Source organism: Cruoricaptor ignavus, from assembly GCF_014961145.1.
In the GTDB taxonomy this organism is placed as follows: Bacteria; Bacteroidota; Bacteroidia; order Flavobacteriales; family Weeksellaceae; genus Cruoricaptor; species Cruoricaptor ignavus.
The window spans coordinates 1,111,338-1,131,595 of the sequence record NZ_CP063145.1 but is presented as its reverse complement, the minus strand read 5'-3'; the positions used below and the strand labels follow the sequence as shown (position 1 = coordinate 1,131,595).

Below are 20,258 nucleotides of genomic sequence, written 5' to 3'. Positions count from 1 at the left end.
AGGATTACAGCTGTAGATTCTGAGAAACATTATGTTTTACAAACTGGCGAGCAACACTCAAAGAAAAAGAGTCCGATTTATACCGGACTCTTTTTCAAAACCTTACTGTAATTATTTTACAGTAGTTGCAGCGTTTCCAACAGCGTCCTTCACAGCTTTGTTAGCTTCAGCAGCGGCATCAGCAGATTTGTCAGCAGCAGCCTGAGCAGCATCGCCGGCAGCGTTTGCTTTTTCTTTGGCAGCATCTACACCAGCCTGAGTTGTTGCAGCAGCAGCATCCTTAGCAGCGTCAGAAACTACGCGAGCAGCAGAGTCTACTGTAGCGGCAGCGTCCTCAGCAGCAGCTTGAGCAGAGTCAGAAGCCAGAACAGCGTCAGTCTCAGCAGCATTGTTGGTTTCTACAGTTTCAGTTTTCTTGCAAGCAGCAAGCGAAAGAGCAGCAACAGCCGCTACGAACAATGATTTTTTCATAATGAAAATATTAAAGGGTTAAATTTTTTCTTTCGTTCACTTTTGAACAAGGCAAATGTAGGGCAGCCAAAAAAAATCCAATAGAAAATTAATTGTAATATCTTTGTAAAGTGATTTACAATTTAACTTAATTGAAAATCAGTCTTTTATAATATTTAAGCAATTTTGGACGATATAGATTTACTGCATTTTGAACAGCTGAAAAAGGAGATTCAGGATAAGTATCTGGAAAATCACAGCCCTTCTGATAAAGAAATTTCCAAATGGAAAGGGATAGACATCATCTACTTTCAGGAAGAACTGCGCCGGATTGCCAAGGGAAGCATTTCTGAAAAATCTTTTTACACCTACTTCAAAACATCGCCGGTCAGCAAGCTGCCAAGGATTGATTTACTAAATATCCTCAGCATTTATGCGGGTTACGCTTCGTGGTACGATTTCAAAAAACAGCATCTTTTCGCTGATGAAATACTAAAAGAAAATGATGAAGACATTACTTCCGAAGAGCTTGATAAGGAAATTGCGGCGGCGGAAAGTGAAGAAGAACTTTTAAGTAAATCCACCGAAAAAAGTTCTGCGGAAAAATATAAAATAACGGATGAAAAACCTGATTTACAATTAAACTATACTGAAAATCAGGCTTTTGTAAAACATAGAGAGAATCAAAGCGAGATAAAAATAAGACATAAAAAATCATTCAAAGATCATCTTTGGTGGATTTCTACGATTCTCGCGGCAGTTTTGCTTGGGATTTTAATTTTTCAGGATGAGATTTTCAGTAAAAAATACACCTATAGATTTATCGACGCCGATAGAAACAGCCTGATAGCAGACATTGTAGAAGTAAAAATTCTGCGGCCAAACGACGAAAGCCCAATATTAGTAAAGCTACAGCCAAAGCAGGAATTCACTTACAACACAAAGGCAAAGGAACTGAAAATGGTGGTTTCATCGACATTTTACAAGGAAAAGGAAATTTACCGAAACCTTGAAAATGCGCCAAGAGACGAAACCATCGAGCTTCAGCCGAATGATTACGCACAAATGCTTTACTATTATTCGCGATCTATAAAGGATTTGAAGAAAAAAAGGCAAGAGCTGGAACGCTTGATTGCAGATAATGCGCTGATTTACCAGGTGTTCGACAGCGAGCAATACGGCGTAGAAACAATGGACAAACAGCGGTACATCAGCCTAGTAACTTTGCCGACAACCTCGCTGGAAAACCTGGATGTGATAAGCACACAAACCGATGCCAAAGGCAAAATTAATATGATTAAATTCCGAATTTTGAAAACCGATGAAAAACCTGCTGAATAATTTTATTTTATCCACAATTATCGCAAGTCTTCTGCTTGCCTGCAATAAAAAAGAGGATAAAATTACCGATAACGAAAACTGGCGCAATAACAAAAACGAGAAAACCTACCCTGCTGCAAAGCTGGACAGCGCACAGGCAATGGCGCAAATTACCTCACAAAAAACGCAGGAGCTGCTGGATTTGGCAGCGCTTTACCGTTCAGGGAACGGCGATTCTGAAATAGATTCAGTGATTTTTGCGCAAATGCAAACCTATTTTGAAAAACCAGATTCGCTTGCTTTCAAAAAACTTTTTCGCGAAATCGACAGCCTAAATGCGAAAAATGCGAAGGTTTCCAACCTGAATGTTCACAAGGAAATCATCGGGAAAGACACTGTGAATTTTGCAACTTTCGATGTGGAATATTTTAACCAGGATAGCCGTGCTGTAGGGACTTTGCCGAGAACTGCGCGCTTTACGATGAAGCTGAAGCCAGTGCAGTTTAAAAAGGAATTTAAATTTTTCTTTGAAGATTTGGACTACAAAGTTCCGAATGAAAAAACTTCATCCGGCGTCACCAAATAATCGAGCGGAACATCGTGTTTATCGGCATTTTCAATAATTTCAGCTGGTGGGAAAAAATTCACACCCACCTTCAAAGAATTTTCATCAACCTGGGCAAAAAGCCTGTCGTAAAAGCCTTTGCCGTAGCCTACCCTGTTGCCAAATTCATCGCAATACAATAAAGGTGTGATGATATAATCAAAAAATTTCTCGCCGGAATCAGCATTAGTTCTTGGCTCAGAAATTCCATAACTGTTGATTTCCAATTCTGTTTCAGGAAAAATTTCCACAGAAATCAAATTATCCCCTATCATTTTCGGAACAAAAACACTAATATTCCGCTGAAAACAATAGTCAATAAAACTTTCGGTTTTTACTTCCCTCAATTTTGAAACCGATAAAAATATGTGGATTTTTTGCGAATCTTTTAAATCAAAACAATTTATAAAATTCTCAAAAATCCTTTCTGAAAATTGAGATATTTCATTCAGACTCAGCGCCTTTCTCTTTACTCTGTAAATTTTGCGCAGCGCAGTCTTTGTCATCAGATTTCTTTTACAGTGATGATGTTTACCGGGCAGGCTTTTGCCGCTTTTTCACAGGGCTCAAAAGCGTGATGCAGCGGCGTTTTCAGTGTGTGAAAGCCTTTTTTTTCAGTGGATTTTAGCAGTACGGATTTCCCGTCTTTCTTTGACATACGGAAAAATTCTGGCGCAAATTCCGCACAGTAATTGCAGCCGATGCATTTTTCGCGTTGAAGAGTGACGATTACCATCAGACTTTTAAGCCGGTACTACCTTATACAGCTTATCGCTCGGTCTTACGCGGAAATTCGTCCTGAAAGTTATCACATCAGATTTCGTCGCTTTTTCCGCAGCGCCCTTCTCATCCACCATCATTTCTTCCACCACCATTTCCTGCGAGCCGGTTGTCGGCCCTTGAATCAGCACCTTATCGCCCACGCTCAAATCGTAGGCCTCAATCAGGAATTCCGCAATATTCGATTTCGGATAAAAATGCCGACCTTTCCCAATGTAAACCTTCTTCTGCGTAGCATTTGAGCCAGGATTTGGAGACCACTCACCCAATTCCTGACCAAGATAATAGCCCGACCAGAAACCGCGGTTGTAAACCGTTTCCAACCTTTGCATCCAGTCTGCCACTTTGTCAGCATCAAAGTTTCCGTCCGCAATTGCATCTATCGCTTCGCGGTAGCATTTCACCACGGTGGCCACATATTCCGGCGCTCTTCCGCGGCCTTCAATCTTCAGAACTTTCACACCGGCATCCACGATTTCATCGAGAAAACCTATCGTGCAAAGGTCTTTCGGCGACATCATATACTCATTATCCAGCTCGATTTCAAAGCCGGATTCCTGGTCTATCACTGTATATTTTTTGCGGCAGTTCTGCTTGCAGGCACCACGGTTTGCCGATGAATTGTGCGAGTGCAAACTCAGGTAGCATTTCCCGGAAACCGCCATACAGAGCGCACCGTGCCCGAAGATTTCCACCTCCACCAGATTTCCGGAAGGACCGCGAACATCTTCCTTTTCAATTTGCTGACAAATTTTCCGAATTTGGCTAATTGAAAGCTCTCGGCTCATCACCATTGTATCGGCAAACATCGCGTAAAACTTTACCGTTTCAATGTTTGTAATGTTGATTTGCGTGGAAATATGCACCTCCATCCCGATTTGGCGGGCGTAAGCAATCACCGCCTGATCCATCGCAATCACGGCGGTCAGGTTTGCTTCCTTCGCTTTATTGAGAAGGGTTTTGATGATGGAAAGGTCGTGATCGTAGATGATGGTGTTGAGCGTGAGATAAGTGCGCACGCCTTTTTCGGCGCAGCGCCGCGAAATTTCCGGCAGGTCATCCAGCGTGAAATTCACCGTAGAGCGCGCCCTCATATTGAGCTGCTCCACACCGAAATACACGGAATCTGCGCCGTTATCAATCGCTGCCTGAAGCGATGCAAAATCGCCTGCAGGTGCCATCAGTTCTATTTTTCCGCTTTTCGTCATTAATTTTAATTCCTGAAAAATTTTTGCAAAGATAAGGATTTGCAGAAGTTTAGATTTCAGAGCCAAGAACCGAGATTTGAGAAACAAGATTTTAAGCAAAAAGTTAATAGCACGCAAATACGCAAAGCTTTACCGATTTTTTACAATCTTTAAATCTTAAAAAAACGCTTCAAAAGACTCAGCGTGAAAAGTATTCAAGCCATATTTTACTTTTTACTTGTGCCTTTTTACTTTGCTCAACAGGGTTTAGCATTAAATTTGTAATGAATTGCGAAAATTCACAAATAGAAAATTGAAAATGATGAAGGATAGATTGAAAAAACTTGTGCCGTATGCGTTGGTTGGCGTAATGTCTGGCGCTACTACTTTCGGAGCCATCCATTATTTTGGGAATGGTGGCGCATCCAGCGACACGGGCTATTTCCAGACGGCGGAAAATGTTTCCTTTGCCGGCCTGAATTCCGCAGCAATCGGTGATGATTTCGTGAAAGCCTCCAAAACTACGGTGCCTGCGGTGGTTACCATCAGAAATTACAGCAACCGCTCCGCCGGAAGAATTACAGAGCAGGATATTTTTGAACGCTTTTTCGGAGATCCTTTCGGAAGGCAGCAGCAGCGCCAGCAGCGAATGCCGGAAAATATGCCTACCAGTATGGGTTCTGGCGTGATAATTTCGCCGGATGGCTACATTATTTCCAACAACCATGTGGTGGCCGGTGCCAATAAAATCGATGTGGTGCTGAGCAACAAAAAGGTGTATTCTGCAACGCTTGTGGGCACCGATCCAAACACGGATATTTCCCTCCTTAAAATTGAGGAGAAAGGTTTGCCGTACCTGAATTTCGCCAATTCTGATGCGGTGGAAGTGGGGCAGTGGGTGTTGGCGGTGGGAAATCCGCTCGGTCTGAACTCTACGGTCACGGCGGGCATTGTTTCAGCAAAAGGCCGCGGCATCGGGATTCTTTCGCAAAGCGGCACGGCCACTAACCCTATCGAGAGCTTCATCCAGACGGATGCTGCAATTAACCAAGGGAATTCCGGCGGCGCTTTGGTGGATACCAATGGAAACCTGATAGGCATTAATTCCGCCATCGCTTCGCCGAGCGGCTATTACGCGGGTTACGGCTTTGCGGTGCCATCCAATCTTGCCAGGAAAGTGGTGGAGGATCTTAAAAAATACGGCCTTGTTCAGCGTGGGTTCCTCGGTGTGCAGTCGCTGGACCTCTCCGATGATCAGTCGGTGGCAAGGTACAACCAACAGTACCGCACCAGCCTGAAGCCGGGTAACGGTATGTATGTCATCAGCGTTCAGGACAATAGCGGTGCAGAGTCCGCAGGGCTGCGCAAGGGTGACATTATTACAAAAATCGATAATGTGCCGGTGAGCAGTTTCAGCGACCTTTCCGTACTGGTGGGTAGCAGAAGGCCAGGGGATAAAGTAAATGTGAGCTACCTGCGCAATGGTCGGGAAACTACCGTGCCTGTTACCCTGCACGATCAGAAAGGCGGCACTTCTGCCAGAAGCCGGGCAGACCTGACTGTTAGTGAAAAAATCGGAGCGGAATTTGAGCCGCTCAGCGATAGCTTCAAAACGAGATACGGCCTGTACAGCGGGGTGATTGCGAAGAATGTGATTCAGGGAGGAGAGCTTTCGAAGATTGGCATTGGTGATAACTACATCATTACCGAAATCAACGGAAAAGGCGTAAACTCACAGAAAGATGTGGAAAACATCCTGAAAAATCATCGGGGCAATGTTTCCGTAAAATTTGTGGATGGCTACGGAAGAATTTACACCCAAGGCTTCCGAATGCCGGAGTAGATGTTAACAAAAAGAAAAGAGGCTGCAACCAACTGCAGCCTTTTTTTATAGATTAAGCTTCCTCGAAAGCCGCCTTTTCTCCGCCCTGTCAAGGATGTATTCCACAATCTTCCCGCCCAGCCAGGCGCACGGAAAGTAGATGAAGATGACGGCAATTTTGTAAAACCACGGGTGATACGGGAAAATCAGGATATCCAAAACGGCAAGGCTCAGCAGCAGCAAGCCGGTAAGCATTGCGTACGCCACCTTAGCATATTTTACAACAAGGGCAGTCGCCACGCCGCCCAGAATGGATGCCACGCCGATTGTTGGGATTAGAAACCAGAAGAAGCCCTTCTCCTGGCTTACAGATTCCAAGAACTTTGCCCAGTGCTGGAAGGGCAGAAATTTGTCATAGGTCACCCATTCAGGATTGATGCGGATGGCAAGCCCGATGATGAGCGCCGAAACTGCGAGCCCCAGCAGCACGCCCAGGGTATTGCGAAGGAAATTCATCAGCCCTTGTATGCGATCATTGAAATTTCCACATCCACCCCGCGCGGCAGCCGGGAGACCTGCACGCATTCCCTCGCAGGGTAGGAACCCTCGGCCAGGTAGGAGGCATACACTTCATTCACCACCTGGAAATCATCCAGATTGGTAAGGAATATCGTAGCCTTTACCGCATTTTCAAAATTCAGCCCCGCTTCGGTAAGGATGGCTTTCAGGTTCTCCATTACCTGCGCTGCCTGCTCTGCCACGCCTTCGGGCACGCTTCCGTTTTCTGGGTTTACGGGCACCTGCCCGGAGATGTAGAGAAAGCCTCCCGCCAGCACGGCGTGGGAGTACGGCCCTATCGCTGCAGGCGCCATTTCTGAGTTGATAATCTTTTTCATAGTGGCAAAGATAATCCGATATATTTACCCTTGAAAATATTCTTCATCAGAACGGCGCGTTTGCATCATTAAAACTTCTCTGCTTGTACTTCACTGCGTCGCGGAGGATGTTTGCTTTAATGCCGATAAAGAAGTCATAAACCTTGTATGCGCCAAAAGGCACCCAGTTGAAAGTAATAAGGAAGCTGCGCTGGTCCCTGTTGAAGCCAAGCCTGGTATAGCCTATTTTCCCGCTTGCGAGGTCGTAGTTCGTGCTGTAGTTTATATTCCAATACGGGGTGAGCTTCACGCTGCCGTCCAGCCCTACGGAGGCTACCTCGTTTCCGAAGCGCGTAGAGCTGCGGTAGTAGGCGTAGTTGGCATTGATGTTCAGCGTCCAAGGCTGGCTGAAGCGCGCATAATTTTCCTCGTCAAAGAAATAATTTTCATTGCGGATGGCGCCCCTGGTCTGGTACCTGCTTTCCGGTTTTTCCCTTTCGCCGAAAATGGCATCGCTCAGCGGCACGGACATCTGCACATTGAAGCCCTGAATTCCGAAACCGCCGAACCTGGTAGTGCGGGTACCTATGCCGTATTCATCATAGTTGGTTTTGTAAGGATCTACCACCAGGCTGGTGTTCACGCTTAGTCTGCTGTCGAAAAGCGAGGTCTGCCCGCTTACATTAATCATCGACCATTTATAATCCTTTGCAGCGAAATTGTAGCCGCCGGAAATATTCAGGCTTTCAAAAATCTTCACCTTTTTCACCCCGGCGGAGTCGGATTTCGAGCGTACCTTCATCTCGATGTTATTGCCGATATTGAAGCCTAAACTCTGCACCAGGCCGCTGGCAGGCGCTCCATACACGCCGCCCTCGAAGATGGAATAGGGTGTCATCGCGCCGCTCGCGTCGTAGTAGTGCCGATAATAGCCCCAGGATGGCGAGCCGAAATCCGGCGAGTAGGTAAAGCCGATGCTCGGCGTCATTATATGGCGAATCGCCTGTACCGCACTGCTTTTTTTGAAATTCAGCAGGCCGTAGAGCGTGGTCTGCAAACTTGCCGATGTGGAAAAGGTAGAGAATCCGGCAATCTTATTCCGGTAATTATTTACTATTTCGTTCTTTACCGGATCGTACGCTCGGCTTAAAGTCTTGGTACTCAGTACATTATTAGCATTTGCGCTGAGGCTCAGGGTGAAGTACCTTGCCAGGGTGGTATTGGTGGAAAGCGCGAGATTATTCTGCGCCCCGGTCTGCATCTTGTCCCACATTCCTTTGGTAAACATCTCCTGAGACTGGGCATTCACATAGTTGGAGAAATTCAGCCCTGTGTTTACGGTAAGGTTTTCCAGCAGGCCCTCCCTCGCGCCGCCGTTTTTGGGTTTAAAAAGATAAAACTGATTCACCGCTACCGTAAGCTGCGGCAGCCTGAGATTTACAAAATTCGTCGCAAAATTCTGGCTGTAGGATGCGCTCCCCGTGATGTACAGCGGTAGGGTAAGGAACCTTTTAGTAATGCTCACCGAGGAGTTCTGCTGCGTGTTCAGCGCATTCTGGTTGAAGAAATAATTGTTGTTTACGGTGTTGTTGTAAAATTTCTGGCTTACGATATCCACGGATGCCGAAAAATTCAGGTAAGGGTTGGCCTTGGGGTCCTGCTGGTGCCGCCAGCCGATGCGGTAGGTGCCGCTCTTGCTGTAATCCGCCAGGCCGCGGATGCCGCGGACGGTGGTGCCCGCCTCTGCGGAGAAGTTGCCGGAGTAGCGGTAATTTTTTTTGTAATTCACCTCCGGGCGGAGGTTCCAGCTGCCCTTGGTATACAGGTCGGCAAGTAGCTTTACATCAAAATGATCGCCCAGCGGCTGGTAGTAGCCCAGCCCGTTCAGGAAGAAGCCCATATCCTGCCGCTCCCCGAAGCTTGGGATGAGGATGCCCGCGGAGCGTTTGTCGGTAATCGGGAGAATCGCAAATGGCATTATCAGCGGCGTAGGCACCTGCTCTATGTACATCTGCACGGGGCCGGTGATCACCTGTGACGCATTCTTCCCGCGTATCAGTTTTATGTCCGGCGCGAGCAGGTGGTAGTCCGCCACGGAGTCCTTCTTTTTAATGAAATATTCATCGGTGGTGTACATTCCGCGGCGCATAAAGTATATGGAATCATTTACTTTCTTCGTTTTCTGCGCCACTATCACCCCCTCGCTTTCCTCCGTTCGCGCATTGTAGGCAATGGCCTGCATTGTTTTAAAATTGAAGCTGAACTGGTCGGTCTCGTACTTTTTCCCGCCTTGCATTGTCACCACCGGTTCCTGCAGCCTGCCTTCGGCATCGGTTTTTCCGCGGGCGAAGATGTTCCCCGTATTCCAGTCGATAGAGATGTAATCTGCCTCTACCTGCATATCGCGGTAGGTCACAGCAGCCTTAGTGGTAAGGAAAGACATCCTGCGCGGTATGTCGTTTCGGATGTTTTCCGCCCTGGAATGCACCACCGCATCCAGCGGCTCTTTCTTCTTCAGGCTGTCCTGCCCAGTGGCTGAGCCAACGGCTTGCTGGTTTTTAACATCGTCCCGGCTTTGTGCATTTGCCAAAAAAATGTTAAAAATTAGGATAATCGGGATATGTATTTTATTTTTGATGCCTTGCGGAAATTTAGCTGGCGCGTATTGCCGGCGTCAAAATTATAACAATTTTATATGTGATGAAGATTCTGCTAAAAAATTTCTACAAAATCTCCCTGCTTCTCGTACTTTTTCTTGCCTGCGTGCCTGCCTTGGCGCAGAAGAAGTTCACCATAGTTCTGGATGCCGGCCACGGCGGGCAGGATGCCGGCGCTACCAAATATTACGGAGAATTAGGAACGCTGCGGGAGAAGGATATTACCCTGGATATCACCCTCGCCGTGGGGCGTATGCTGGAAAAAAACAAGGAATACAAAGTAATCTACACCCGCAAGGTGGATGAGTATCCTTCCCTTACCGAGCGTACGAATCTTGCCAACCGGAGCAAGGCGGATCTCTTCGTCTCCATCCATGTGAATTCCGCGGGCAACACCTCGGCGCACGGTACGGAGACCTTCGTGCAGGGTCCCAACCAGAATAAGATGAACCTGGAAGTAGCCAAGGCGGAAAACGCCGTAATCTGGCTGGACGAGAAGGATAAGGAAACCTTTGGCTCTTACGACGCCTCCTCGCCGGAGTCGCTCATCGCGCTGAGGATCCAGCAGGAGAAGTATCTCCAGAAAAGCCTGTTGATGGGCGGTTTCGTGGAGGATAATTTTTCTAAGAAAGACGGCAGGTTCTCCCGCGGCGTAAAGCAGCAGAACCTCCATGTGCTCCGCCTGAATGCCATGCCCTCGGTTTTGATTGAAATTGGCTTCGTAAGCAACTTTGGCGAAGCGCAATACATCTCCTCAGCTGCCGGGCAGAAGGCTATTTCCCAGAGCATTTACGATGCCGTGGAAAGCTACCGAGCGGCTATTGACCGCCGCGGCGGCCGTTTGGCATCTGCGCCTGCAGAGCCGGAAAAGCCGAAGGAGCAGCCCCTGAAAAGCAGCTTCCGAATACTGCTGATGAGCTCGCCCGTAAAATATAACATCGGCGATCCCGCCCTGAAAGGATTAAGTGACATCCTCACTATCAAGGAAAACGGGAATTATTTCTATTACTTTGCCTCTACTAATTTCGCCAGCACCCGAGATGCTAATTTTAAAATTGCCAAAGATGCCGGTTTCAGGAATGCTTCCATCACCTCCTTTATGCCTAATCAGGCGCTTACCAACGGCTACTACACGATCGAGCTCGCAGCAAGTAAGGAGAAGCTTGCAGACAGCTCACTGGTAATGAGGAACTTGAAAAATGTTCAGCGCAATAAGGTGAGGGGCACATTCTACTATACCTACGGCCAAGTGCGTACACTGGAGGAAGCCATAAAACTCCAGCAGGAGCTTGCTGCAATGGGGATAAACTATACCGCGATCCAGAAAGTAACGAAGTAATAAATAATAATATCTAATTTTGCACGCTTCGGATGGCCTATTCGTCTAGTGGTTAGGACTCAAGATTTTCATTCTTGCAACAGGGGTTCGATTCCCCTATAGGCTACAATTCCTTAATCCGCTTAAATCAGGCGGATTTTTTTATTGCCTATTTTTTAGCACTAAACCCTTTATTCATAGGCAATTGCGGATGTTTGGATGTTTTCCTAAGGTAAGGATGGATAAGATGCGTTTAAATTATTTCGGGGAAAACGGGGGAAAATTCGGGGAAAGATTTTTACCTTTGTATCGTTCAAACAAATCAATTATGACAGCATCATTTCGCATCAGGAAGGGAAAGGGTAATTCCGCGACAATCTACCTGCGTGTTACGGCAGACAATCAAAGGCTGGAAAAGAAAACGAGGGAAACCGTAAACCCTATTTTCTGGAACGGGAAGGACAGCACCGTGAAAAATCCTAACAGAGTAAGTGCGACGACCGATGAGAAGGAGCGGCTGGTGGAGCTGAAGAAAACACTGAACGGACTTTCAACCTACATTGCCGACCAATACCGAAACAGGAAGGACACGGAGATAATCAACGGGCAGTGGCTGGATGAAGTGATTGAGGCTTACTATAACGGGGGCAGGCGCACGGAGCTGCTGGATAATCTGAACAATTTCCTGAATCACTTTATAGAAAAGATTTTGCCGCACAAGAGCGCTGAAAATTCCGGCAAGGTATTGAGCACGAGGACGCAGGATAAATACAGGAAAATCATTGAGCATTTAAAAAATTTTCAGACGAAGGAAAATCTAAACCTGAAGGTTTCCGACTACGATAAACATATCAGCGACCGTTTCCAAGATTATTTGAAAAATGATTTGAAACATTCGGCGGTGTCCATCGGGAGAGAGATTACGATACCGAAGGCAATCCTGAAGGATGCGAGGCGTATGGGAATTCAGGTAAACGAGCTGGTATTTACCGAAGTGAAGGGCAGCAAGCCTGAAACACCGTGCCCCATCCTCATCATTGACAAGAAGAGAGGCATTGACGAACTGCAGCAGCTAAAGGACTTCGTCACGATTGACCCAAGATTAAAATTATGCAGGGACTGGATGATTATCGGCATCCACACGGGACAAAGGGTATCGGATTTGTTCAGTCTATCTCCAAACCAGATTATAACAATCGGGGGAGAAAGATACCTTGTGCATACACAGCAAAAGACAGGGGCGAAGGTGGAGATACCGCTGCACCCCGATGTGCTGGAGATATTGGAAAAACACGGCGGTAACTTCCCTGAGAAGTTTTTGGACAACCCCGACAGCAATACGACCATCTTCCTGAAACTAATCAAAAGACTTTGCAAACGGGCGGGACTTGACCGGCTGGAATACGGCAAGAAATATGACGAGGAGAACAAGAGATATATCTACGGGCACTACCCCCTCTACGAAGTTTTCAACGCACACTCGCTGCGGAGAACTTTCGCCACGATGTATTATGGGGAATTCCCTACTTCCGTTATAAAGTCGGTTACGGGGCATTCCACAGAGCAGCAGCTGTTGAATTACATCGGGAAGAAGGATGACCCCCTTGCTCGCAAATTCCACGAAGTTTGGAAGAGGCAGCGTGAAGAGGCAAAGGCTGCGGAGGATATTCGGAAGGCGAACTGATATTGTTACGAATTTATTACATTTGCATAAGATTTGTATGAGGACAATTCTATACAGCGATGAGGTAAGGGCGTTTCTGGAGGAGGCGGATGAGGGCGTGCTGATAAAGTTTGACTATGTGCTGAGCATCTTGCAGAGCCAACCGGTCGTCAATGCCAAGACTGCGAAGAAACTAACGGGCACACCGCTGCACGAGCTGCGGATACAGGTGGGGAACGAATACAGGATATTGTGTTTCGCGATTGACCACGACAACATCACACAGGCACGGAACATACTGCTGCTGAACGCATTTATGAAGAAGGCGACGAAGGACTACGACAAACAGATAAAAAGGGCATTAAAAATTTTGGAGCAATGGACAGACCGAAGATAGACTGGGAGAAGGCGAAGGCGGAGTGCCACGATGCCGGCGAATGGCTGGAGAGCAGGCACGGAAAGGAAGGGACACCGGAACGGGAGAAATTCCACGCTGATGCGCTATCCTATTACTACGGGGAGCTGATACGGGAAACACGGAAGGAGCAGAAACTTACCCAGCAGCAGCTGGCGGACAGGGTAGGCAAAGAGAGGGCGTACATCGCGCGTATTGAGCAGGGCAAGACGGACTTGCAGATGAGCAACTTCGTGCAGATTATCAACGCGCTGGGGCTGCGGATGCAGATATTGTAAAGGTTTAACACAAAATACATTTCAGATATGAACACAGCACTAAAGGACAACCGCTTGGAATTCTTCACAGCGAGGGATAATGCAGCTGATGCATTGCAGAAGATTGAAACCATCATCAGCATATTAACCAAAGTAAACGAGTATAATGCCAACAACGACAGCACGGGGGCATTCCATCATTACGAAACGGAATATTTCTATATTGAGGATGCACTAAAAGAGCATACGGAAAATCTTCAGGATGCATTGAATATCTTGAAGACGCATTCAAACTTATAAGTAAAATCTATCCTTCTCATCAGGGCGCACGGTGATGCGCCATTTTTAATTTTAAAGGCGTTCAGACTTATGAGTAATAGTAACAGATATTCTCATCGGGGATTTTTGGGGGATTTTAATCCTACTACGGTAAATTTAAAAAGAACATTTGATTTGCTGAACATCTACAGCGACTTTTCAGAATTAGGATTTCCAATAAAATTGCCAGTATATCATTCTTTGGAATTATTTAAAGAAAGGTATGAGGAGGAAAAACCCCAAGACTTAACCATACTTCAAACATTGTGGCTGTATCAGGACTATTACACTAAACTTTACGAGATATACAAATGGGAAGAAAGGAGGTGGCAGCAGCCATTTCCCGGATTTATTGATAAATTATATAATTCCGCTGAAGAAACTTTGGCAATGCGAGATTTCCATTTGGCACAATTAGAAGATTTCAGGTGGTATCTAAATAAAAGTAAATTTTTTGATATTCCAAACTTCATCAGCGAGGAGATTAACCGAATAAAGACAAAGGCAGAAAAACCGGCAGCTGAAATTGAGAGTGCAGAGCCTATTGATGATTATTCCAGAGAGAACAACCAGAAACCCAAAATAAAATTAATTCTGCTGGACAAGCTGGGCGTGATAGATGCGATTGCGGCAAGCCTGATTGATGAGGGTAATGTAACCCATTTGGCGCAAGTTATTAGCGCAATAACAGGAGAGGAAGCCAAGACCCTGCGCACTTACATTAACGCCTTACGCAGCTATACCAATGCCGAACACAATAGTCCATACAACAGCGAAAAAACCGTGCAAGAGGCGGAACGATTATGGGACAAGCTGAAATTGAAGAATAAGGACACTGGCAAATAGTCAGTGTTTTTTTTATTTCGGGTAAAAAAGAGTATTACCCAGCAATTACCCACTTAATCTTTGTAGCGTGAAAATTAAAACAAATAAAATCGCTACGATTATGAATACAATTAAATTATCCGTGCCGGAGGAGAACATCCAGCAGATTGCCGACACCGTGAAGAGCCAGCTGATGGAGGAGCTGAAACAGCAATTCATACCGAAACAACCTGCCGAATACATTTCTGCGGAGGAACTTTGCAAGAGGCTCAGCATTACCAAGCCCACCGTGCACGAATGGAGGAAGAGGGGCATCATCCAAGCCTACAAGATTGGCGCGCGAGTTTACTACAAGTGGGACGAGGTGGAAAAGGCGATGCAGCTGCAAGCCTGCTGAACGGGAACGAAGAAAGGGGACTGGAAGATGTCCCCTTAAGGCGTTCAAACCTACAATCTTTTATGACTGCGCTGCGAAATTACAGATAAATTCCCACACGGCACAATAGCCGAGTGCTATTTCCAATGTATGCATCCCAACGGGCTAAATGCCTGATGCAGCAGCGTTTACCACTGAACACAATTAAGCAAAACCGTTCACGGCAGCACCACGATTTACCTTTGACAAAAACGAAGGTATGATACAGGAAAAAGGCGCAAGCCAAGTGCAGAGTATGCTGGAGCAGATACTAACCGAACTGCGAGAGCTGAAGGGCGGACAGGCGGCTGGAGAGCACACGGAGTATATGACACAGCAGCAGGCGGCAGCATACACTGGGATGTGTCGCACGAGCCTATACAAACTACGGAAGGCAGGAGTGCTGAAGAGATACGGCACAGGTAGAAAGGTAATGTATCTGCGAGGAGAGCTGAACGGGATAATGCAGGAAACGGAAAAACATACTGGGCGTGAAAAATCTTGACAGGGAGAAAATCAATATCTGCGATGCCATTGAGGAGGCGGCAGGAAGATGCGACTTGGAATTTGCCGATGTGTTTTCCGCGTGCGAGGATTACGGCTTGGTGGATGAAGAGGGGAACTTAACGGAAGAAATACAAGAGGAATACGCTGCGGCTGAATAAAAAACGAGAGAATAAGGATGCTGGATTTCTTGAAGATAAGGTGCGACTTGCAGGAAATTGTGGAAAAGGTGCGGAGATATATACCGACAACCTACGGGAAGAGCTATACCAACAATGGCGGAAAACGGGAGGCGGTATATAAGTCCCCCTGCAGCAACATACGGCTAAAATTCGGGACACAATTCTACAACAACGGACAGGCTGCACGGCGATATGTGCAGATAGAATTTTCCGCTCACAAGCTGAAGAACGGAGGGCTGCATAATGCCGACCGCTGCACGATGAACGAGGCGAGAGCCATAATGGTAAAGACGCTAAGTATGTTCGGAATTGAGCGGGCGGACTATCACCTGTTCCGGATAATCCACTTGGAATTAGGCGTAAACTTCAGTATGATGCGATGCGGCCACGAAATACTGAACACGGCGATAAAGAACGGCAAAACCTACTACTTCCATATTCCGGATAAGGGCAAGCCACACTACACGGTGGCAGGCAGGGAGGGCAAGAACTTTAAGGGCGGCAGGCTGATAAAATTCTACATAAAGGCGGAGCAGAAAGACGATGCCAGCGGAAAGACTTATGCGGAGCTCGGCTACTGCGAGGCGGACACGATGAGGTATGAGGTAAAGATTTTGGACACAAAACAGCACAAGGCATTTGGCTGGCACAATTTGGAAAACCTATTCACAGCGGATGGAGAACAAAGGCTGCGGAACATCCTGATGAAACAGGTGGGGGAAACATTTTTCTACGACCATAAGAGCATAGACAAAAGGAAATTGACAAACATCCAGCTGAAACATTATTATCAATGGCAGACTTCAAAAGGCTACTTCAGGAACTTGAGAGGGGAATTTTACAGCAGGGAAAGAAAGATTTACGAAGGAATGCCAAAGTTATATGACTTCCAAGAGCAGATAACAAATGCCATAGCGAACGAAGTAAACAGGGCAAATCCGACAGATTTCAATTGGGATAGTGTAACCCACGAGAAAGAAAAAACACGACGAAATAGTCCGACAATCTTAAAAGAAGGAAACAAAAAAACACGACGAAATAGTCCGACAACTACTTGCAAAAAACACGACGAAATAGTCCGACACCAAAACGGCATATTAAACAGCGAAAACCACGATGAACAAAGGGATGAGATGAGGTTTACCCTACCCTTTCAATCTATTGATGCACCATTTGGGGAACTTTTTTACAAAGATGAGAACCTACGAAATTCCACACAAGACGACAGGTTTTGTATAGTAACGAAATTACCAATCGGTATGCAGAAGAAAGACAGCAGGTTTCTGAACACTACGGGACTTAACTTTTACCGTGCTCATCATCCCGACGCGTATGCGGAACTTGAGAGGATGTTTCTAAGGGACAGCAACGCAAGCACTATTGAGGAGCTGAACTACAACATAGCTCACAACATACGCAACACCTATACCAACTACCACCGTGACCGCAAGAAGTTTGAGGAAAGGTATTACCCTAAGGGACAACTGCAGTTTGCGTTTGTGTATTGATGCAAAGAAAAAAAAACAGTGTCGGTTGTAAGTGTAGCGATAGCGGAGCGCACAATCGCCCCCCCTTTTGATAAAGGGGGATAGGGGGATAGACTTTATGAGCGCTTACCAAGTAATGATTCTGAAGTGAAAGTGATAGACGAGGCGGTGCGGAGGAGCTATAAAAACCCGGTGGCGTTATTCATCAGCGGCAGCATCAGGTACTATATTCACGGCAAAGAGATACCGCTGCATCAGTTTAAGATGCGAGTGAAGAGGATGATGCCGATAGTAACGATGAGTGCGTGAGGCAATTCGGGTGTACATCTATATCCTGAAAGTCACGACGAAAAAGGTCAGTGGGTTACAGACTACAAACTTTTAACAGTGGTACAAAATGGAAAACCACAATGTGGAAATCCAATGGTGGAAAATCCACTGTCGGATATTCCTACGAAGGATTGCGTCCGCACAAAATCGGCAATCAAATCAGGATTTCCGTTTGGCATTCAGGGATGCCCACCACGATGCCCCCTATGTGAAAACCGCGTTTTTTTTCTGCGCCAAATGCTACTATATTGAACTTGCGCTGGAATACGAAAGAGATTTTTGTTCGCCAAATTTGACGAGCAAACATTTACATAAAAATTGAAACCTACGAGAACGGCATTGTATATTTAGAATAGGGAATGCGGGAAATTCTCAGCAGGACTGCCGCAAGAGGCGCACGGCAAGGAAAATTATCTGCAAAAACCAACGGGAATGAAAAATGAATACGATAACCTGCAAGATAATTGACACAGACTTGACAAATAGCATTTGAATTTTAGGGGGAAAGAATTTTGAAGATAACGAAAAAGAATAAATTTGAAGGCTGAAAACGAGTGTGGAAATTCAATCAACAGCAGCTGGAAAAATAATGCGGAAAAAAAGATAATTTCAATAATCGGGGAAAGAATGGGGAAAGTTTTTCATAACCAATTGATAATCAGACAACATTGAAGTCCCCTATAGGCTACAAACAACACTTAGAATCAGTACTTTACAAGTGTTAGGGACTAAAACAGGGACTAAATAGTCCCTGTTTTTTTTTATTCTTCCTTTTCGCTTTGGTCATATTTTATTTGACGAATTACCATTTTTGAAATGAAGGGCGGTAACTTTCTTTTAGAAAATTAGGTAATCTGATGAGGTACGGGTCCTGTGTATTCTCATCGGCATTCAAGAATCTGCGCAATAGTGGGTCGTAGAGCCTTCCGTTCATGTGTATCAATCCTACTTCTGCAAAATGCTCGTGTGAGGTGTAGCCGCTAAAAACCAAAAAGAACTTCTACGCTTTTGCAGGCAAATGCCTGCACAGGTTTGTTATTGTTGTTTCTTATTTTATCTTTTAAAGCCCATGGTTACGGGAAACCAACACATCTGGAACATTACCAAATAAAAACGCCTCACAAAGCAAAGGCGTCATTATTGTTTTGAATTATAATATTTTATAATCAGTCTCATTCCTGGGAAACAGGTTAGCAAAAAAAATATATAAAACCCTATTCCCAAATCTATAATAATTGATATAATCAGGCATAGCAGTGGAATAACCAAAGATAAAAAACCTATTTTTAAATAGTTTTTTTGGTTAAAATAGAAAGGAAGTTTATTTCTATATCGGTATTCATCACTATATTTTCTGTCGTGCCATTCTTCAAACACTTCAAAAAAATCTGATTTTTTTTCTTTCAACTCATTGTCTTTAATTCGCTTTTTCATATTTCTCTTAAATTCTATATTTCACGGAAATTTTCTCCGAGAAAAACAATATTAGGAATGAAATAATGATGTTCATTAAAACTCCTAATGTATAAGAGTTAAATTGAAAATTAGGCAAAATCATTATCAAGGAGAATAAACTATTTAAAATAACATAGTATGAACAAACTATTAAGGCAATTTTGAGGACAGCATTTGATGATTTAAAGCTTTCTTTTAACAACTCTTTTTTTTCTTTAAAAAGAATATCCACGAAAAATCCACCTTTGGCGAGCAGTAATATGATAAAAAAAAGATTTATCAAAGTATACAGTAAAACATCTACGCTTAAGCTACCCGTCTTTAAATAGAATGAATTATAAATTCTCTCGGGTAGTTGCGAACCAAAGTCTATAAAAAGTTTTATTGCAACAAAATATATGCTTACTTTAAGCAAGTCCTTGTATATCATAATCTATCTAAATAAAGGGTATTGATTGATGCTTGAGCCATTGCCAAAATGGTAGTTGTAACTCGTAGTTGTGGAAAAGGAGTTTCATATTTGTTATAGTTCTGGGTGTTGAAAATATCCTGTATGTTCTCATCAGCATTTAAAAATCTTCCCAACAGAGGGTCGTATAGCCTTCCGTTCATATGTATAAGCCCAACTTCGGCAAAATGCTCGTGGGAAGTATAACCCCTGTCAATAAGTAACCCGCCATTTGACATAAAATCCCTGATCTGGTTCTCATCGGTCAATATAGCCCCGCCGTTCACCTGCAAATGCGTAAGGTTGCCCCAAGCATCGTAATGCCTTTGCTCAATCTTATTCCCAGCCTCATCGCTGATGGTCAGTATGCTGCCCAGGTAGTCCTTATGCAAAAATTTATAGGAACCACTGCTCTCTGTATAATTCTTAACGAAGATAATGTTGCTTTCGTATGGCGAGCCTCATTTTAAAAACCTAAAAGAACTTCTACGCTTTTGCAGTCATTTGCCTGCACAGGTTTGTTATTGTTGTTTCTTATTTTATCTTTTAAAGCCCATGGTTACGGGAAACCAACACATCTGGAACATTACCACATGTTTGGAATTTAGTCAAAAATTAGCATATCTCCTCTCATCATTATATCCTTAATAATTCTTTCTCGATCATTCTCAAATAAAATTGAATTTGAAGATGGATATTTCGCTTTTAATTTAGTTTTAAATTCTTCAGTATTATTATTAATAAGATAGTTTAAAAACTCTTGTATTGCTCTATCTTTATAAATCGGATTCAAGGTGGGGGAATACGAATTTAAAAGTTTTATATATTCCTGTGTTGGTTGTTGTTTCAAATATAGTTCTTGACAAAGCAAGTTAAATAAAGATAATTGAAAATAAATGTCATCCTTTACTATATCTCTATTGTACTGTCCCCCAAATTTCAACCA

Annotated in this window: 24 protein-coding genes, 1 tRNA gene and 1 pseudogene; 16 read left to right on the top strand and 10 right to left on the bottom strand. The window is 44.7% G+C overall.

Annotated elements, in window-relative coordinates; genetic code table 11:
- Positions 1-111: 111 nt before the first annotated feature.
- The gene (locus IMZ16_RS05510; RefSeq protein WP_193439205.1) at positions 112-471 is read right to left on the bottom strand and encodes a hypothetical protein; all 360 of its coding nucleotides are present in this window, start codon (positions 469-471) and stop codon (positions 112-114) included.
- A gap of 165 nt (positions 472-636) precedes the next feature.
- On the opposite strand from IMZ16_RS05510, the gene IMZ16_RS05505 reads away from it, so the two are divergent.
- A complete protein-coding gene (locus tag IMZ16_RS05505; protein ID WP_193439204.1) occupies positions 637-1,791 on the top strand; it encodes a hypothetical protein in 1,155 nt (384 codons plus the stop codon).
- The gene (locus IMZ16_RS05500) at positions 1,772-2,356 is read left to right on the top strand and encodes a hypothetical protein (protein WP_193439203.1); all 585 of its coding nucleotides are present in this window, start codon (positions 1,772-1,774) and stop codon (positions 2,354-2,356) included. The genes IMZ16_RS05505 and IMZ16_RS05500 overlap by 20 nt, the downstream gene beginning before the upstream one ends.
- On the opposite strand, the gene IMZ16_RS05495 is transcribed toward IMZ16_RS05500, so the two are convergent.
- Genes IMZ16_RS05495 through IMZ16_RS05485 form a run of 3 tightly spaced genes read right to left on the bottom strand, consistent with a single transcriptional unit; the run spans position 2,311 to position 4,362 of the window.
- A complete protein-coding gene (locus IMZ16_RS05495; RefSeq protein WP_193439202.1) occupies positions 2,311-2,880 on the bottom strand; it encodes a 5-formyltetrahydrofolate cyclo-ligase in 570 nt (189 codons plus the stop codon). The genes IMZ16_RS05500 and IMZ16_RS05495 overlap by 46 nt on opposite strands.
- Entirely contained in the window at positions 2,880-3,110 is a 231-nt protein-coding gene (locus tag IMZ16_RS05490; RefSeq protein ID WP_073177666.1) for a ferredoxin, read from the bottom strand. Before IMZ16_RS05490 ends, IMZ16_RS05495 begins: the two co-directional genes overlap by 1 nt.
- 7 nt (positions 3,111-3,117) lie before the next feature.
- Positions 3,118-4,362 carry a peptidase U32 family protein gene (locus IMZ16_RS05485; RefSeq protein WP_193439201.1) on the bottom strand — a complete coding sequence of 415 codons (1,245 nt, stop codon included), beginning with the start codon at positions 4,360-4,362 and terminating at the stop codon, positions 3,118-3,120.
- Between the two features lie 301 nt (positions 4,363-4,663).
- Here IMZ16_RS05485 and IMZ16_RS05480 point away from each other — a divergent pair, with 301 nt between their 5' ends.
- Positions 4,664-6,184, top strand: coding sequence for a trypsin-like peptidase domain-containing protein (locus tag IMZ16_RS05480; RefSeq protein WP_193440805.1), 1,521 nt, complete (start codon positions 4,664-4,666; stop codon positions 6,182-6,184).
- A gap of 45 nt (positions 6,185-6,229) precedes the next feature.
- Here IMZ16_RS05480 and IMZ16_RS05475 read toward each other — a convergent pair whose 3' ends face one another.
- The 3 genes from IMZ16_RS05475 to IMZ16_RS05465 are packed head-to-tail and all read right to left on the bottom strand — an operon-like array spanning position 6,230 to position 9,628.
- Positions 6,230-6,679, bottom strand: a complete 450-nt coding sequence (locus tag IMZ16_RS05475; RefSeq protein WP_073177664.1) for a hypothetical protein — start codon at positions 6,677-6,679, stop codon at positions 6,230-6,232.
- A complete protein-coding gene (locus tag IMZ16_RS05470; RefSeq protein WP_193439200.1) occupies positions 6,679-7,059 on the bottom strand; it encodes a RidA family protein in 381 nt (126 codons plus the stop codon). Before IMZ16_RS05470 ends, IMZ16_RS05475 begins: the two co-directional genes overlap by 1 nt.
- Positions 7,060-7,105: 46 nt before the next feature.
- Positions 7,106-9,628 (bottom strand): putative LPS assembly protein LptD, encoded by a 2,523-nt coding sequence (locus tag IMZ16_RS05465; protein WP_227411482.1) that lies wholly within the window; start codon positions 9,626-9,628, stop codon positions 7,106-7,108.
- Positions 9,629-9,738: 110 nt separating this feature from the next.
- Between IMZ16_RS05465 and IMZ16_RS05460 the strand changes: the two genes are divergently transcribed.
- The 13 genes from IMZ16_RS05460 (at position 9,739) to IMZ16_RS05400 (ending at position 17,731) form a co-directional block, all read left to right on the top strand.
- Entirely contained in the window at positions 9,739-11,034 is a 1,296-nt protein-coding gene (locus IMZ16_RS05460; protein ID WP_193439199.1) for an N-acetylmuramoyl-L-alanine amidase family protein, read from the top strand.
- Between the two features lie 34 nt (positions 11,035-11,068).
- Positions 11,069-11,140 (top strand) — tRNA-Glu (locus IMZ16_RS05455).
- 201 nt (positions 11,141-11,341) lie between these two features.
- The gene (locus IMZ16_RS05450; RefSeq protein ID WP_193439198.1) at positions 11,342-12,697 is read left to right on the top strand and encodes a tyrosine-type recombinase/integrase; all 1,356 of its coding nucleotides are present in this window, start codon (positions 11,342-11,344) and stop codon (positions 12,695-12,697) included.
- Between the two features lie 37 nt (positions 12,698-12,734).
- Positions 12,735-13,073: a type II toxin-antitoxin system RelE/ParE family toxin gene (locus IMZ16_RS05445; protein WP_193439197.1), complete on the top strand. Its 339-nt coding sequence runs from the start codon at positions 12,735-12,737 to the stop codon at positions 13,071-13,073.
- Positions 13,055-13,369 (top strand): helix-turn-helix domain-containing protein, encoded by a 315-nt coding sequence (locus IMZ16_RS05440; RefSeq protein ID WP_073177644.1) that lies wholly within the window; start codon positions 13,055-13,057, stop codon positions 13,367-13,369. The genes IMZ16_RS05445 and IMZ16_RS05440 overlap by 19 nt, the downstream gene beginning before the upstream one ends.
- Before the next feature lie 27 nt (positions 13,370-13,396).
- Positions 13,397-13,648 carry a hypothetical protein gene (locus IMZ16_RS05435; RefSeq protein WP_193439196.1) on the top strand — a complete coding sequence of 84 codons (252 nt, stop codon included), beginning with the start codon at positions 13,397-13,399 and terminating at the stop codon, positions 13,646-13,648.
- Between the two features lie 69 nt (positions 13,649-13,717).
- Positions 13,718-14,512 carry a hypothetical protein gene (locus IMZ16_RS05430; protein ID WP_193439195.1) on the top strand — a complete coding sequence of 265 codons (795 nt, stop codon included), beginning with the start codon at positions 13,718-13,720 and terminating at the stop codon, positions 14,510-14,512.
- A 67-nt stretch (positions 14,513-14,579) separates the two neighbouring features.
- A complete protein-coding gene (locus IMZ16_RS05425; RefSeq protein WP_193439194.1) occupies positions 14,580-14,888 on the top strand; it encodes a helix-turn-helix domain-containing protein in 309 nt (102 codons plus the stop codon).
- A 238-nt stretch (positions 14,889-15,126) separates the two neighbouring features.
- Positions 15,127-15,411 carry a helix-turn-helix domain-containing protein gene (locus tag IMZ16_RS05420; protein WP_073177639.1) on the top strand — a complete coding sequence of 95 codons (285 nt, stop codon included), beginning with the start codon at positions 15,127-15,129 and terminating at the stop codon, positions 15,409-15,411.
- A complete protein-coding gene (locus tag IMZ16_RS05415; RefSeq protein ID WP_159430214.1) occupies positions 15,398-15,571 on the top strand; it encodes a hypothetical protein in 174 nt (57 codons plus the stop codon). Before IMZ16_RS05420 ends, IMZ16_RS05415 begins: the two co-directional genes overlap by 14 nt.
- A gap of 17 nt (positions 15,572-15,588) precedes the next feature.
- Entirely contained in the window at positions 15,589-17,100 is a 1,512-nt protein-coding gene (locus IMZ16_RS05410; RefSeq protein WP_193439193.1) for a hypothetical protein, read from the top strand.
- Between the two features lie 126 nt (positions 17,101-17,226).
- On the top strand, positions 17,227-17,388 hold the full coding sequence (locus tag IMZ16_RS05405) for a hypothetical protein (RefSeq protein WP_193439192.1): 162 nt from the start codon (positions 17,227-17,229) through the stop codon (positions 17,386-17,388).
- Positions 17,389-17,476: 88 nt separating this feature from the next.
- Positions 17,477-17,731: a hypothetical protein gene (locus IMZ16_RS05400; RefSeq protein WP_193439191.1), complete on the top strand. Its 255-nt coding sequence runs from the start codon at positions 17,477-17,479 to the stop codon at positions 17,729-17,731.
- Positions 17,732-18,546: 815 nt separating this feature from the next.
- Here IMZ16_RS05400 and IMZ16_RS05395 read toward each other — a convergent pair.
- The 3 genes and pseudogenes from IMZ16_RS05395 to IMZ16_RS05385 all read right to left on the bottom strand — a co-directional run bounded on the left by IMZ16_RS05395 (position 18,547) and on the right by IMZ16_RS05385 (position 20,255).
- Positions 18,547-18,843 carry a hypothetical protein gene (locus tag IMZ16_RS05395; RefSeq protein WP_073181053.1) on the bottom strand — a complete coding sequence of 99 codons (297 nt, stop codon included), beginning with the start codon at positions 18,841-18,843 and terminating at the stop codon, positions 18,547-18,549.
- A 537-nt stretch (positions 18,844-19,380) separates the two neighbouring features.
- Positions 19,381-19,773, bottom strand: a pseudogene (locus IMZ16_RS05390) (RHS repeat domain-containing protein); the annotation flags it as partial.
- Between the two features lie 143 nt (positions 19,774-19,916).
- Positions 19,917-20,255, bottom strand: coding sequence for a hypothetical protein (locus IMZ16_RS05385; RefSeq protein ID WP_193439189.1), 339 nt, complete (start codon positions 20,253-20,255; stop codon positions 19,917-19,919).
- Positions 20,256-20,258 lie beyond the last annotated feature (3 nt).

Bases quoted from the DNA above. Each gene is read 5' to 3' on its own strand.
- IMZ16_RS05460 (WP_193439199.1), top strand. From the start codon at position 9,739: ATGAAGATTCTGCTAAAAAATTTCTACAAAATCTCCCTGCTTCTCGTA.
- IMZ16_RS05475 (WP_073177664.1), bottom strand. From the start codon at position 6,679: ATGAATTTCCTTCGCAATACCCTGGGCGTGCTGCTGGGGCTCGCAGTT.
- IMZ16_RS05490 (WP_073177666.1), bottom strand. From the start codon at position 3,110: ATGGTAATCGTCACTCTTCAACGCGAAAAATGCATCGGCTGCAATTAC.
- IMZ16_RS05470 (WP_193439200.1), bottom strand. From the start codon at position 7,059: ATGAAAAAGATTATCAACTCAGAAATGGCGCCTGCAGCGATAGGGCCG.
- IMZ16_RS05500 (WP_193439203.1), top strand. From the start codon at position 1,772: ATGAAAAACCTGCTGAATAATTTTATTTTATCCACAATTATCGCAAGT.
- IMZ16_RS05495 (WP_193439202.1), bottom strand. From the start codon at position 2,880: ATGACAAAGACTGCGCTGCGCAAAATTTACAGAGTAAAGAGAAAGGCG.
- IMZ16_RS05400 (WP_193439191.1), top strand. From the start codon at position 17,477: ATGGAAAACCACAATGTGGAAATCCAATGGTGGAAAATCCACTGTCGG.
- IMZ16_RS05480 (WP_193440805.1), top strand. From the start codon at position 4,664: ATGAAGGATAGATTGAAAAAACTTGTGCCGTATGCGTTGGTTGGCGTA.
- IMZ16_RS05450 (WP_193439198.1), top strand. From the start codon at position 11,342: ATGACAGCATCATTTCGCATCAGGAAGGGAAAGGGTAATTCCGCGACA.
- IMZ16_RS05430 (WP_193439195.1), top strand. From the start codon at position 13,718: ATGAGTAATAGTAACAGATATTCTCATCGGGGATTTTTGGGGGATTTT.
- IMZ16_RS05445 (WP_193439197.1), top strand. From the start codon at position 12,735: ATGAGGACAATTCTATACAGCGATGAGGTAAGGGCGTTTCTGGAGGAG.
- IMZ16_RS05440 (WP_073177644.1), top strand. From the start codon at position 13,055: ATGGACAGACCGAAGATAGACTGGGAGAAGGCGAAGGCGGAGTGCCAC.
- IMZ16_RS05420 (WP_073177639.1), top strand. From the start codon at position 15,127: ATGATACAGGAAAAAGGCGCAAGCCAAGTGCAGAGTATGCTGGAGCAG.
- IMZ16_RS05410 (WP_193439193.1), top strand. From the start codon at position 15,589: ATGCTGGATTTCTTGAAGATAAGGTGCGACTTGCAGGAAATTGTGGAA.
- IMZ16_RS05395 (WP_073181053.1), bottom strand. From the start codon at position 18,843: ATGAAAAAGCGAATTAAAGACAATGAGTTGAAAGAAAAAAAATCAGAT.
- IMZ16_RS05485 (WP_193439201.1), bottom strand. From the start codon at position 4,362: ATGACGAAAAGCGGAAAAATAGAACTGATGGCACCTGCAGGCGATTTT.
- IMZ16_RS05510 (WP_193439205.1), bottom strand. From the start codon at position 471: ATGAAAAAATCATTGTTCGTAGCGGCTGTTGCTGCTCTTTCGCTTGCT.
- IMZ16_RS05435 (WP_193439196.1), top strand. From the start codon at position 13,397: ATGAACACAGCACTAAAGGACAACCGCTTGGAATTCTTCACAGCGAGG.